Below are 13,287 nucleotides of genomic sequence, written 5' to 3'. Positions count from 1 at the left end.
GCCGGGGCTCTCGTCTGTGCATTGCGGACCGTGCGACGAACGCGTCAGACCTACTGAGGCGACGTCCGGGGGAACACGACGGCCGGGTTGAACCGGATTCCGGCCAGCAGGCGACCGTACATCCGGCGCTGCAGCTTGCCGGCGACCCGGCCCCGCCGCATCATCAGGGCCACCCGGGCGCACAGGTACAGGTAAGCGAAGAGACTCTGGTGGTGCAGCCTGAAGGACGCCTCGTTGCGGATGCCGTAGGCGAATTTCCACGCATTGGCGTCATCGATCAAGCCGAAGTTGACGCCCTTGTTGTCGCCCATGTCGTGCACGACAACGCTGTCGAGGACCTGCACACCCGGGCAGGCTCGGGTGATGCGCAGGGTGTACTCGTGGTCGTCGAACCAGATGAAGTACTCGGAGTACGGCAGGCCGTGCTTCTCGATCACCCAACGGGGAATGAGCACCGACACGAAGGAACAGCTCTTCACCGTCACCGAACGCTGACCCTTGGACACGAGCCTGGCCCAGTCCCAGGTGGGTTCAGGGTTGTTCATCTCGCAGATGGCGCCGTCGATGTAGTTGACCAGCGAGCAGGAGAACGGCACCTCGGGGCCGAGCTCGGCGACGGCGGCGACGAAGCCGTCACGCAGCTTCTCGAGGGCGTCGGGCTGCGGGTAGCAGTCGTCGTCCATGATCCAGACGAAATCGGCGCCGAGCTGATAGCCGCGCTCCATGCCCGCCGAGAATCCGCCGGCCCCACCGGTGTTCGTGGGCAGGGACATCACCTCGAGCGGGATGCTGGTCGTCAGCTGACCGAGGTATTCCGCGGTGCCGTCGGTCGACGCGTTGTCCACGATGATGAGGCGGGTGGGCGCGAAGGTCTGGGCTTCGATGGAGGCGATCACCGTCTTGAGCTTCGCGAGCCTGTTGAAGGTGACGACGACGGCGCTTACTTGATCCATAACTCGAACAGCTTTCCGGCCCAATCGTGGGCGCTTTCATACTCGGTGAATTCCTGGGCCAGGGCGACTTCTCGACGCCAGACGTCTGTTCGATAATCCTCTGAGCCGGCCATCCGGGTGACGATTTCGCTCGCCTCGGTCAGGAACAGGCCGGGGTCGCGGGACACCAGGGCGTCGGGCACGATGACGGTGCGCTGGGAGCCGACGTCGGTGGAGATCACGGGCACACCCGCTGCCAAGGCCTCCAGCGTGGTGAGGGTGAGTCCTTCGTTCTGCGAGCTCAGGACGAGGCAGTCGATCCGGGCGAGGGTATTGCTGACCGGAGATCCCTCGTCCACCCATTCGACCAGGCCGGACAGCTTGTGGCTGTCGATGTCCCGCCGGACGAACTGCTCGAGTTCGCCGCCACCCTGGATCACCACCCGGATGGTCAGCCCCTCGACGTCCTGAAGCTCCCTGACCAACTTGGTGAACAGGTAGGGACGCTTCTGCGCCGCGAAGCGGCCGATGAAGCCCAGAGTCAGCACCGACTCATCGACGCGCGCACGCGCCACCTCGGCGACCGACCCCGTTGTGGTGAGACCGATCAGGGGCGCCAGCGCCACCTTCGCCGGGTCCACGCCCTGCACCCGAACGAACCAGTCCTGCAGCTGCGGCGAGATCACGTGGTGCACGTCGATGAACTCGTCCAGGGCCGCGCCGATTGCCGGGTAGCCACCGCCGTTGTATTCGAGGATGTGATGGGTGGTGGCCACGTGCAGCCCCGGGATGCGGTTGCGCAGCCACGGCAACCGGTCGTAGAGCCACCGGCTGTGGTGCACGAATGCGCCACGGATGTCGAAGTTCGTGGCGAGGGCCTCGAGCACCGGTTCTGAGTGCTCTGGCTGGTTGACCGGGTGCGTCAGTGTGAGAACGATGGCACCGTCCAACTCGGCCTTGGTGATCCACGGGTGCGTCGAGGGCACATCGGTGATGACGATGGGTCGCAGCCCGCTGTTGCGGGCGAGCGCGATGGACTCCATTGCCCAGCGCTCTGCACCGCCCAGCTCGAGCCAGTGCAGGCCGATGATGACGGCGGGTTCCAGGTCGGTCGCGGTGCCGCCGGTCGGCACGCCGGTCAGGTCGACAACGCGGCGCGCCACGACGGTGGAGTTCAGCGAGGACTCACGTCCGCGCAGCAGCCACTGCCGCAGCCGGTCGTACTCGAACGGGTACCGCCGTTCGATGCCGCCGCGCAGCCGCCAGTACAGGCTGGCCCGCCCGACGGTCGCGGTGGATCCGGGTTCGCGCTCGGCGTCGATCACGATGTTGCGAACCCCCGTTTCCGGGTCGGTCAGCCAGCTCTTGCGGGTATGGGTGTAGTGCGGGTGCGGCGAGCCGGCCACGGTGCTCACGATGGTGAACTCGGCCACTCTGGTCGCTTCGGCGGTGACCTTCTCGTGCCGGGTGCCGGCATCCGTCAGGTGCGCCCCGAGGCCCGGGCGGTTGATGTGCACCACGATGCGCAGGCGTGCGCCCGGATTGTCGAGGGCGTGGAAGTTGGTCGCGGAGACCAGCAGCGCCAGCTGCCGCTCGGTCAGCGCAGACCCGAGCTTCTCCGCCGCCGGGGCTGAGAGGTCGGCGGTGAACAGTGCGGGACGACCGAAGGCCGTCGAGAGAAGGTCAGACATGGTGAAGAGGGTACTTTCACTTCGCTTGGCTGGCAGGAGTCGATGCCCGGTGGCACCGTCGACTCCCGCAGCCGACCGGATCAAGCACGTGGTGCCTCGATGCCGGCCTGTTTGATGGGCACGTCGTCAACGGCGCGTTCGGGGATGTTCTGGAGGGACATGCGTCGCATGGCGCGGCGGGCCGGTTCCTCGACCCACTTCCACAGGGCGAAGCCGAAGATCGTGGCAAGCGCGGGGACCAGGAAGATGAGGATCTTGCTAGCAAGTGTACCTTGCGCCAGGAATGGGAGCCTCTCCTGGGCCGTCCAGACAATTTCGATCAGCGGCATGTGCACAAGATAGACGCTGTACGACGCCATGCCGCCGATCACGAGCCAGCGGTGCCCGAGGAGACTCATCAGGCCCTTGCGGCCCACCACGATCGCACCGACGAAGACCAGCAACGCGGGGACCACGAGCACTCCCCACCGCTCGTTGACCCTGCCGTTGAGCAGGTAGGCCACGATCAGCACCACCACGATCAGTGCGGGTGCCAGCCAGTTGGCGATGCGCTGAGCACCGGGCCGGTTCTGCACCCGTTCGAGAGCGTAGAAAAGCAACCCGCCGGCCACGAACTCGCAGAGGATGCGGATCAGCCACATCCAGGGGGCGTACAACGATCCGAGGGCGAGGGCGAAGAGCACCACCGGCATCACCGTGACGACAGCGAGGATGCCGAGGCCGCGGGTTCCGAGCACCCGCGACAGGCGGAACAACAGCAGGGCGAGGATCGGGAACAGCAGGTAGGCCAGGGCTTCGACCGACACCGACCAGGCGGCGCCGTTCCAGGTCAGCCGGTTGAAGTCGGCTTCGGTCCACTGCACGACCAGGGTCGACTGGCGCAGGAAGCTCCACACGCTGAAGTCACGCGGCGCGACGGGGTCGGTGGCGCCGAAGATCAGGAAGCTGCCGTGCCAGACCGACACGAAGGCCAGCATGACGAAGTACGCCGGCCAGATGCGCGACAGCCGGGCCCACCAGAACTTGACGCTCGCCTTACGGTCGAGGGAGCCACCCATCTTGCGCCCGTAGTTCAGCGTGATGACGTAACCGCTGAGGATGAAGAAGAGGTCGACGCCGTAGTCGCCGTGGGTGATGATCGGAGCGAAGGCGGCGTACACCGCGGGGAACTCTGCGGCGATGCTGAACCGGATGTGGAACAGCACCACCCAGAGGGCGGCAAGGATCCGCACACCGGTCAGGGCATGGATCTGCCTGATGGGGGCGGCGCCGACCGGAGTGTCGGCGAGGGAGGTTCCGGACACGTCAGCCTTCCGTGTGGCCCACGACCGGGTCAGGCCGTGGCGTCCGTCGCGAAAAGCGGACGGAGCTTGTTCTCGAAGGTGGACAGTGCGGCACCGATCGCCATGTGCATGTCGAGGTACTGGTAGGTGCCCAGTCGGCCGCCGAAGATCACGTTGGGCTGCTCGGCGATGCGCTCCCGGTAGCGCAGCAGGCGTTCGCGGTCTGCAGCGGTGTTCACGGGGTAGTAGGGCTCGTCGGCTTCCTCGGCGAAGCGCGAGAACTCCCGCATGATCACGGTCTTGTCGTTCGGGTAGTCCCGCTCGGGGTGGAAGTGCTTGAACTCGTGGATGCGGGTGTACGCGACGTCGGTGTCCGCGTAGTTCATCACCGGTGTGCCCTGGTAGTCACCGGTCTGGATGACTTCTTCCTCGAAGTCCAGGGTGCGCCAGGACAGCGGCCCCTCCGAGTAGTCGAAGTACCTGTCGACGGGACCGGTGTAGACGACGGGGACCGTGCCGACGGTGTCGCGGATGTTGATTTCCTGGTCGAGGTCGAAGAAGTCCGTGGACAGCCGCACCTCGATGTTGGGGTGATCGGCCATGCGTTCGATCCAGGCCGTGTACCCGTCGACGGGCAGTCCCTCATAGGTGTCGCTGAAGTACCGGTTGTCGTAGTTGTACCGCACGGGCAGGCGGCTGATGACCTCTGCGGGCAGCTCCCGCGGGTCGGTCTGCCACTGCTTGGCGGTGTAGTCCCTGATGAACGCCTCGTAGAGGGGACGGCCGATCAGGGCGACGGCCTTGTCCTCGAGGTTGCTCACCGTGGCGAGCTCGCCCTCCGCGGCCTGTTCGCTGATCAGCGCGCGGGCCTCGGTGGGCGAGTAAGCGCTGTGGAAGAACTGGTTGATGGTGCCGAGGTTGATCGGCAGCGGGAAGACCTCACCCTTGTGGGTGGTGTACACCCGGTGCCGGTAGGCCGTGAAGGACGTGAACCTGTTGACGTAGTCCCAGACCACCTTGTTCGAGGTGTGGAAGAGGTGGGCGCCGTAGCGATGCACCTCGATTCCGGTCTCGGGCTCGACCGAGCTGTATGCGTTGCCACCGATGTGGTCGCGCTTGTCGATGACGACAACCCGCAATCCCAATTCGTTGGCGCAGCGCTCTGCCACAGTGAGGCCGAAGAAACCGGCTCCGACAACCACAAGGTCAACGTTCATAACACCCATCCTCACTTACAGCCGGCCAGTTCGACCAAACTTCGATCCTACTGGGGCGTGTCTGTGTGCTTGCTCACGGCCATTCGGCGATACACGGCTCGTCGGATGACGACCGGAACGAAGCGATACCCGCCGCGCACGATCACGTTGCGGAGGAACTGGCCGGGCGTGACGAACCCGTCCGCCAGCAGTCGGCGCTGCAGGGCCAGCTCGCTGCGGAACAGGGACAGGCCACCTCGCCGGTTGTATGCACCGGAGTCGACCCTGTACATGACCAGCGGTTCGGGCAGGTTGCGCACGGTGGCGCCGGCCATGATCATTCGCGCGAACAACCAGTAGTCCTCCATCAGCGGAAGATGGCGGTAGCCGCCTGAGGCCTCGACCGCCGACTTGCGATACACCACGGTGGGGTGGTTGAACGGGTCGCGGAATCTGGCCTGACGGCTGATTTCGGCCTGCCCGACCGGCGGAACCCGGCGGCCGAGGATCTTGTCGAGCTCGTTGAATTCGAGCATGCCCGTTCCGACCAGGTCGCAGCCCGCTTCGATGGCGGGCAGCTGCCGGGCGAATCGTTCCGGCAGCGAGATGTCGTCGGCATCCATTCGGGCGACCACGTCGAACCGGCAGGCGGCCAGCCCGCGGGTCAGCGCGACGGCCAGACCCACGTTGACGTCCAGGTCGACCCGGCGAACCTCCACCGGGGAGGCGTCGATGGCCGTGCTGATGGCCTCGGCCAGTGCCGGGCTGATCGGGCCGTCCCGTACCAGAACCACCTCGGTCGGGCGACGGGTCTGGTCGGTGACGGCGCTGGAGAACGCCCGGGTGAAGTACTCGGGTCGGTCCCCCAGGTAGACGGGCAGCAGCAGGGAGAAGGGCAGTCCGGGGCTCGTCACGACGAGGCCCTGGCCGGACCGGCCTCCGCCGCCTGGACGGACTCGCTCACCCGGCCGAACCCGGCCAGCACCTGGGCGTTCGTGGCCGGTCGGGTGGTGAGGCCTTCACGCAGGCCCTCCCGGAGGCCGTGCCGGAGCGTGGCCCGGTCTGCGGAATGCACGAAAGTACTGATCCAACTGCGGGCCGTCGCTCCGGCGTAGAGCACCCGCTCGAAGGGGGACAGTGCCGGCGAGAGGCGCAGCAGCCACAACTTGTTGCGCACCTCCAGCCGGAACCGGGGCCCGGGGTCGATGTTCGTCGAGCCGAAGACCTTGGTCTTGTGCACCACGATGCTGCGTCGGCTGAGGTATCCCGTCGACCCGCGCAGGATCCGGGCGGTGTACTCGAAGTCATCGTTCCAGAGGAAGTACCCGGCAACCGGCAGACCGTGCTCGGCGACCGCGCGCGCGTCGATCATGACCGACACGAACGACGCCGACCGGACCGGGTAGCAGTCGAACTCGCGGGCGCGCTCCAGGGATCGGCGCGCGGCGAACGGCCGTGCCCGTGGCATGTTCATCGGGTGTTCCCGGCCGTCGGTCCAGTGCACCGTCGACGCGAGGATCCTGGTGGACGCCGGAGCGTGCGCGCGCGCTGTCAGGAGCTCGGCGAGTGCGGTCTCGGTGGGCACGGTGTCGTCGTCCATCAACCAGACCAGGTCCGCGCCGAGCGGCCCGACGGCCTCGGCCAGGCCGGCGGTGAAGCCGCCGGCCCCGCCGGTGTTCCGGTCGAGCACCACCAGGGTCACCTCGGGATGCGCCGAGCGGACGGCCTCTGCAGTGCCGTCGGTGGAGGCGTTGTCGATCACCAGGATTTCATCGGGCCGGCGGGTTTGACCGGCCAGGGCGGCCAGGCTTTCCAGGAGCAGGTCGCGACGGTTGAAGGCCACGACCACGACCACGACCTTCTCGGCGGGCGTCTTCGTCATGACTTCTCAACTTTCAGTGGTTCGCGGAGTTCCCTGACCCAGTTCGGTCGCGCCGGCTGTGATCCGGCCCGGTCTCGTCCCCACAGCCTGAACATTCCCCAGCCGAGCAGGAGCACAACCAGCAGAACGCCGGAGAGGATCTGGACCGGCCAGCCCGGTGCCCGGAAGGACACCGTCACGACGTCACCGGTGGCATCGGCGGGAATGTCGATGCCCATCAGGAAACCATTGACGAGTTCGTCCGACACGGTTCCACCGTCGACCTCGTAGCCCGGCCATGAAATTCGGCTCAGGGCGACCTGGCCGCCGTCGTCGCCGACGGCGTCGACACGGAAGGAAACCCCCATGTCGTCCTCGTGGAGCACCGTCACCTCGGTGTCGTCAGAGCTCCAGACCACACTGCCGGCGCCAGGCACCGGGGTGTCCCGCACGATCAGCCGGGTCAGTTCGGTGTCCTGGGCCACGTGCCAGCCGTCGGGCGTCTCGGCCCAGAGCTCTTCCGGAACCGAACTCTTCACGATCAGGACCGAGCTGACGCCCAGGTCGTCGACGAGATTCTGGCCGGTGTCGGTGCCCGCCGTGAACAGCTTCGGTAGCAGGTCCGCGCAGGTGACACCCTGATAGGCCATGCAGAGCGCATCGCCGTAGCCGGGGTAGAAGACCGAGGTGTAGGCGTTCTGCACCGGGGCATCCGGGATGTACCAGAGGTTGGCCACCGTGGTTTCAGCCCAGTCGCCCGGCTGGATCGCACCGTTCTGCGGTCCACCGACCACGAGGACATCTCCCTCGGCGTCGGTGAGCAGGTCCCGATAGCTCTGCACCGAGCTCGGCACCTGGTAGTTCAGCAGCGGACCACTGGTGTGCACGATGTGCTGGGGGTAGATCACGCCGAGGGTCACGATCACCGCCAGGGCTGGGAGGAGCCAGACGCGTGAGGCGCGTGCCCGGTCCCGCAACGGTGCGGAGAGTCCCGGCAGCCCGCCGGGAGAGGTGATCCGGTAGAACACCCAGAGCACGACCAGAACAGCGAGGGTGGCCAGGGCCACCACCCCGGCGTACTGCGGACCCTGGAACACCGTCAGCATGGCGCCGAAAAGGGTGTACGCGCAGGCGGCCAGGAAGCGCCGGCGGGAGATCACCTCGACCCTGGCCAGGGACAGCCCGATAGCCAGGATCAGGAGCACCGCGATCGCCAGGTAGGGCATCATCCGCAACGGAATACGGAGCGGCCCGACATCGCTGGGCAGCAGCACACCGATCAGCGCGACGCCGAAGAAGATCACCACGCTCAGCCGGGTGGCCAACACCGGCATCAACCGCTTCCACGCGACGAACGCGAACAGCGGGAGCATCCAACTTATATAGACCAGCGGCGCCGACGGGAAGAAGGCACCGAAGAACCCGACCTGCGGGATCCCGACGGGCGTGTTCGCCGCCACCAGGCCGCTCAGGTCCACCGTCAGGAGCCCGGTGTTCACGACGCCCTTGGTGCGCCCGGACGTTCCCGCGGTCAGGAGCCCCGGCAGGTGCACGATGACGGCGAACAGTCCGGCGCCGGTGGCGATCAGGAAAGCGCGCACGATGGATGCCCGGTGCCGGGCGATGAACGCCTCGGCAATCGTGGCGGCCAGGGCCACGGCCAGGAAGATGGTGGCGTGCACGTAGCCGATACCGACGGTGCCGATGCAGGCCAGCAACGCCAGGGTGGGCGACTTGGCCGAGAACACGGCCCGCCGAGTCAGCGCCCAGGCCAGAGCCCACATGCTCCAGGCCAGCAGACCGTTGACCCAGGTGGTCGCATCCAGGTAGAAGGTCACGCCGGTGAACGGCAGCGCGACGGCGACGGCCGCCGCCCAGCCGCGGCCGGCTTGGAAGGTGCGGGCCAGCAGGTACGCGCCCAGCGAACCCGCGACCAGGCAGAGGACCTTGACGACAGTGGAGAAGATCAGGGCGTTGCCCGCCCAGTGCGACCAGATGCCGATCAGCCAGAGGACCGGGCTGAAGATCCCCCACGCGCCCTCGGCGAGATAGTTGCCGGACTGCCAGACCAGGGGGTTGATCAGCGACCAGTTGCCCTCGAGAATGCGGGTGCCGATCTCGTACCACTGCCCGAAGGCACCCGACTGGGTGTCGTCGATGAAGTAGTAGCCGCGGTTGACCAGCAACGGCAGGGCAGCCCCGACCAGTACGGCGACGACCACAATGGCGGGCCATACGAATCTCGACTTCAGCAACAGTTTGCCCTTTTCTCGCCCTGATCAGGATGTGACGGTCGTCACTGTGCGCGCCCGCAGGGGTGATTGCCGGCCCGCTCTGAGCGAACCGCCTCCCCATTCTCGCTTAGGGTCGCCCCGCGCGGGGACAGAGGTCGCTCAGGACCACCCGGTATCGTGAAGGCTCAGCACTACGAAGGATGCGAGTCACACTTAACTTATGACACACGATGCGACGTTCCCTGATGATCAGCCTCTCGTCTCGATCGTCATCCCCGCCTACAACAACGCGGACTACCTCGACGAGACCATGAAGAGCGTGCTCGGCCAGACGTATACCAACCTCGAGGTGATCGTCTCCGACCACGCGTCCACCGACGACACCTGGGCCGTCATGCAGCGTTACAGCGCCGACCCTCGCGTCACCCTGCTGCACACCGAGGGTGGCGGCGGGGCCCTGCGCAACTGGAACCGGGTGAGCCAGGCGGCCACCGGCGAGCTGATCAAACTCGTCTGCGGCGACGACCTGCTCTACCCCACCATCGTCGCCCAGCAGGTTGCCGCGCTCATGAACGAGCCCGGCGCCGTGCTGACCGCCTCCCCGCGTGACATCGTCGACGCCAACGGCGCACCGGTGCTGAAGAACCGTGGCCTGGCCGGCCTGATCGGTGTGCACGACGGCGCCGTCGCCGTGCGGAAGACCATCACCCAGGGCACCAACATCTTCGGCGAACCCGGCTGCGTGATGATGCGCCGGAGCGTTCTGGAGAAGGTGGGCTGGTGGGACTCGCGCTGGCCGTACCTGATCGACGAGACCTCCTATTCGATGGTCCTGCTCGAAGGAAAGTTCGTCGGCGTACCCGGCAGCCTGGCCGGCTTCCGCATCTCCGACAGCCAGTGGAGCGTGCGCCTGGTCGCCGAGCAAGCCGAGCAGGCTATCGGCTTCCACAACTGGATGGCCAAGACCCGCCCCGACGTCGTGTCCAGCACCGACCGGCGGATCGGCAACACCCGCGCCAGGGTGATGGCCCAGGTGCGCCGGCTCGCCTACATCTGGCTCGGCCGGCGCATGTCCAAGGCGGTGACGACGGATGCCGCAGCCAACTGACCCGGCCGACGAAACGGCCCGTGTGATAGGTTCTGAACCCGTGACACTCCCCTCTGCAGAACCCGACGTCGCCGACCACAGCATCTCGATCGTCATCCCCGTCTATCAGGGAGAACGTACCCTCACCGGCGTTCTCGAGGAGATCGAACCGCTCACCCGGCTGAGCATCACCCCCGATGGCTACAGCTTCCAGGTCGAAGAGGTCCTGCTGGTCTTCGACCACGGTCCGGACGACTCGGCGTCGATCATCCGCAGCATCACCGACAGGTTCCCGTTCGCCCGCGGCATCTGGCTGAGCAAGAACTTCGGCCAGCACGCGGCGACCCTCGCCGGCATGGCGTCCTCCGGCGGCGACTGGATCGTCACCCTCGACGAGGACGGCCAGCACGACCCCCGCGCCATCGGCGGGATGCTCGACACCGCCATGCGCGAGCAGGCCAGCGTCGTCTACGCCAAGCCGACCAACCCGGCCCCGCACGGACCCGTGCGCAACGCCGCCTCGAAGACCGCGAAATACCTGCTCACCAAGCTGTCCGGCACCGGCGCGGCCGCCGACTACCAGAGCTATCGGCTGATGCTGGGCAACATCGGGCGCAGCGTCGCCGCCTACGCCGGCTCCGGGGTCTACCTCGACGTCGCCATCGGCTGGGTCGCCTCCCGCGTCACGACCTCCCCGGTCGAACTGCGCGAGGAAGGCGAACGCAGCTCCGGCTATTCGGCCCGACGACTGTTCTCGCACTTCTGGCGCATGATCCTCACCACCGGCACGAGGGGGCTGCGGATCGTCAGCGGCCTCGGCGTGATCTTTGCCGTGATCGGTGTGATCTTCGCTGTCGTCATCTTCATCCAGCGCCTCGCCGGCGACATCGCCATCCAGGGCTGGGCGTCGCTGAGCGTCCTGGTGCTGCTGAGCGCCGGGTTCATCCTGTTCTCCCTGGGCATCATCGCCGAGTACATCGGCATCAACGTGAACATGGCCATGGGCAAGCCGCCGTACCTCATCACGACCGACCCGGCGGATGGGCCTCTCGGGCGGACGCGCAAAGCGGCCAAGTGACCACCTACGTCTGGGTGATCGGGGCCCGCGGCCTGCTCGGCGGCGCCACGGCCGCCGCGATCAGCCGTCGCCCCGGCTGGGTGCTGCTGAATGCAGAACCGCTGCCGTGGGCCGATGACGACGCCCTGGCCGCCGCCGCCGCGGCGACCGCCGCCCGGCTGCTCGAGACCGCCGCAACCGAGCGCACGAACTGGGCGGTGCTCTGGCTCGCCGGAAACGCCGTCACCTCCACACCCCCGGCTGCGATCGAGCGGGAACTGCGTCAGCTGCGCCTGGTGCTCGACGCCGTCGGCACCGCCGCCGCGCACCAGGGCACCTCCGGCGCCGGCGCCGTGTTCTACGCGTCCTCGGCCGGCGGCGTGTACGGCGGTTCGGCGCATCCGCCGTTCAACGAGCACAGCGCACCGGTGCCGATCTCGGGCTACGGACGGTTCAAGCTCGACGCCGAGGCGAGCCTGTTCGCCTTCTCCCGGGCCAGCGGGGTCTCGGTGCTCGCCGGCCGGATCGCGAACCTGTACGGGCCCGGCCAGAAGCTGGGCAAGATGCAGGGCCTGATCTCGCACCTGGCCAAGGCCCAGTTCTCACCCAAGCCGGCGTCGATCTTCGTGCCGCTGGAGACCATGCGGGACTACATTTTCGTGCGTGACTGCGCCGAACTCGTCGTGGACTGCGTCGCCAGGCTGCTCGAGGTCACCGCCGCCACCGGACGCACCGAGGTGATCAAGAACCTCGCCTCGGGTCAGGCCGTGACGATCAGCAACCTGCTCGGCCAGATCCGCAGCCTCGCCAAGGGCCAGCCGAACGTGATGCTGGGCTACTCGGCCGAGGCCTCGATGCAGGGCCTGGATCTGCGTATCACCTCGACGGTGTGGCCCGACCTGGACCGGCGGCAGCTGACCAGTCTGCCCGCGGGGATCAAGGCCACCATGGACGACGTGCTCGCCCACATCCAGTCCGGCGGCTGACACCCCGCCCAGGCGGCGCCATCGTCCAGATCCCGCAAAAGGCCCCATGGAACTCCTCCATGGGGCCTTTAGCAGTGATTCGGCCGGCTGTTAGTCGGTCTTGAGCAGCCCGTTCAGGTAGACGCCGTAACCGCTCTTGGCGAGCGGGGCGGCGAGACGGCTCAGCTGGGCGTCGTCGATCCAGCCGGCGCGCCAGGCGATCTCTTCGATGCAGCCGATCTTGTGGCCCTGGCGGTCTTCGATGACGCGCACGTATTCGGAGGCCTGCATCATCGATTCGAAGGTGCCGGTGTCCAGCCAGGCGGTGCCGCGGTCCAGGACCTGCACGTGCAGGTTGCCCTGGTTGAGGTAGCGCTCGTTGACGGTGGAGATCTCCAGCTCGCCGCGGGCGCTGGGTTCGATGGACTTGGCGATCTCGACGACGGAGTTGTCGTAGAAGTACAGTCCGGGCACGGCGTAGTTGCTCTTGGGCTTGGTCGGCTTCTCTTCGATCGACACGGCGGTGAAGTCGTCGTCGAACTCCACGACTCCATAGGAGGTGGGGTTGGACACGTGGTACGCGAAGATCAGGGCGCCGTCGATGTCGGCGTTGTTGCGGAGCGCCGAGCCCAGGCCGGCGCCGTGGAAGATGTTGTCGCCCAGCACCAGGGCGACGCTGTCATCGCCGATGAAGTCCTCACCGATGGTGAACGCCTGCGCGAGGCCGTCCGGGGAGGGCTGCACGGCGTATTCGAGGCGGAGGCCGAGCTCGCTGCCGTCGCCGAGGAGGGCCTTGAACTGGTCGTTGTACTCGGGGGTGGTGATGATGAGCACCTCGCGGATACCGGCCATCATCAGCGTCGAGAGGGGGTAGTAGATCATCGGCTTGTCGTAGATGGGCATCAACTGCTTGGAGATGCCCTTGGTGATCGGCCAGAGGCGGGTTCCTGAGCCTCCGGCGAGAATGATTCCGCGCATGGT

Annotated in this window: 11 protein-coding genes; 3 read left to right on the top strand and 8 right to left on the bottom strand. The window is 66.9% G+C overall.

What is annotated here, in order from left to right; genetic code table 11:
• Positions 1–50 precede the first annotated feature (50 nt).
• The 7 genes from RCH12_RS02905 to RCH12_RS02875 all read right to left on the bottom strand — a co-directional run bounded on the left by RCH12_RS02905 (position 51) and on the right by RCH12_RS02875 (position 9,218).
• Complete coding sequence (locus RCH12_RS02905; RefSeq protein WP_088455281.1) at positions 51–953, bottom strand: glycosyltransferase family 2 protein; 903 nt, start codon at positions 951–953, stop codon at positions 51–53.
• Positions 941–2,623, bottom strand: coding sequence for a glycosyltransferase (locus RCH12_RS02900; protein ID WP_088455280.1), 1,683 nt, complete (start codon positions 2,621–2,623; stop codon positions 941–943). Before RCH12_RS02900 ends, RCH12_RS02905 begins: the two co-directional genes overlap by 13 nt.
• An 80-nt stretch (positions 2,624–2,703) precedes the next feature.
• Positions 2,704–3,927, bottom strand: a complete 1,224-nt coding sequence (locus RCH12_RS02895) for an acyltransferase family protein (RefSeq protein WP_166789024.1) — start codon at positions 3,925–3,927, stop codon at positions 2,704–2,706.
• A gap of 29 nt (positions 3,928–3,956) precedes the next feature.
• A complete protein-coding gene (gene glf / locus RCH12_RS02890) occupies positions 3,957–5,123 on the bottom strand; it encodes a UDP-galactopyranose mutase (RefSeq protein WP_088455278.1) in 1,167 nt (388 codons plus the stop codon).
• Positions 5,124–5,170: 47 nt separating this feature from the next.
• Complete coding sequence (locus tag RCH12_RS02885; protein ID WP_088455277.1) at positions 5,171–6,016, bottom strand: glycosyltransferase; 846 nt, start codon at positions 6,014–6,016, stop codon at positions 5,171–5,173.
• Positions 6,013–6,984 (bottom strand): glycosyltransferase, encoded by a 972-nt coding sequence (locus tag RCH12_RS02880; protein WP_327015985.1) that lies wholly within the window; start codon positions 6,982–6,984, stop codon positions 6,013–6,015. Before RCH12_RS02880 ends, RCH12_RS02885 begins: the two co-directional genes overlap by 4 nt.
• Positions 6,981–9,218: a hypothetical protein gene (locus tag RCH12_RS02875; protein WP_327015984.1), complete on the bottom strand. Its 2,238-nt coding sequence runs from the start codon at positions 9,216–9,218 to the stop codon at positions 6,981–6,983. The genes RCH12_RS02880 and RCH12_RS02875 overlap by 4 nt, the downstream gene beginning before the upstream one ends.
• Before the next feature lie 199 nt (positions 9,219–9,417).
• Between RCH12_RS02875 and RCH12_RS02870 the strand changes: the two genes are divergently transcribed.
• Genes RCH12_RS02870 through RCH12_RS02860 form a run of 3 tightly spaced genes read left to right on the top strand, consistent with a single transcriptional unit; the run spans position 9,418 to position 12,327 of the window.
• A complete protein-coding gene (locus tag RCH12_RS02870; RefSeq protein ID WP_327015983.1) occupies positions 9,418–10,305 on the top strand; it encodes a glycosyltransferase family 2 protein in 888 nt (295 codons plus the stop codon).
• Positions 10,306–10,345: 40 nt separating this feature from the next.
• Positions 10,346–11,362, top strand: coding sequence for a glycosyltransferase (locus tag RCH12_RS02865; protein WP_327015982.1), 1,017 nt, complete (start codon positions 10,346–10,348; stop codon positions 11,360–11,362).
• On the top strand, positions 11,359–12,327 hold the full coding sequence (locus tag RCH12_RS02860; RefSeq protein WP_327015981.1) for an NAD-dependent epimerase/dehydratase family protein: 969 nt from the start codon (positions 11,359–11,361) through the stop codon (positions 12,325–12,327). The genes RCH12_RS02865 and RCH12_RS02860 overlap by 4 nt, the downstream gene beginning before the upstream one ends.
• Positions 12,328–12,417: 90 nt before the next feature.
• Here the strand turns inward: RCH12_RS02860 and rfbA are convergent, their stop codons facing one another.
• Positions 12,418–13,284 carry a glucose-1-phosphate thymidylyltransferase RfbA gene (gene rfbA, locus RCH12_RS02855; protein WP_088455272.1) on the bottom strand — a complete coding sequence of 289 codons (867 nt, stop codon included), beginning with the start codon at positions 13,282–13,284 and terminating at the stop codon, positions 12,418–12,420.
• Positions 13,285–13,287: the final 3 nt, after the last annotated feature.

Source organism: Cryobacterium sp. MP_3.1 (genome assembly GCF_035984795.1).
GTDB classification, from domain to species: Bacteria; Actinomycetota; Actinomycetes; order Actinomycetales; family Microbacteriaceae; genus Cryobacterium; species Cryobacterium zongtaii.
The sequence above is the reverse complement of the archived record's forward strand: the minus strand, read 5'-3'. Positions and strand labels throughout refer to the sequence as shown.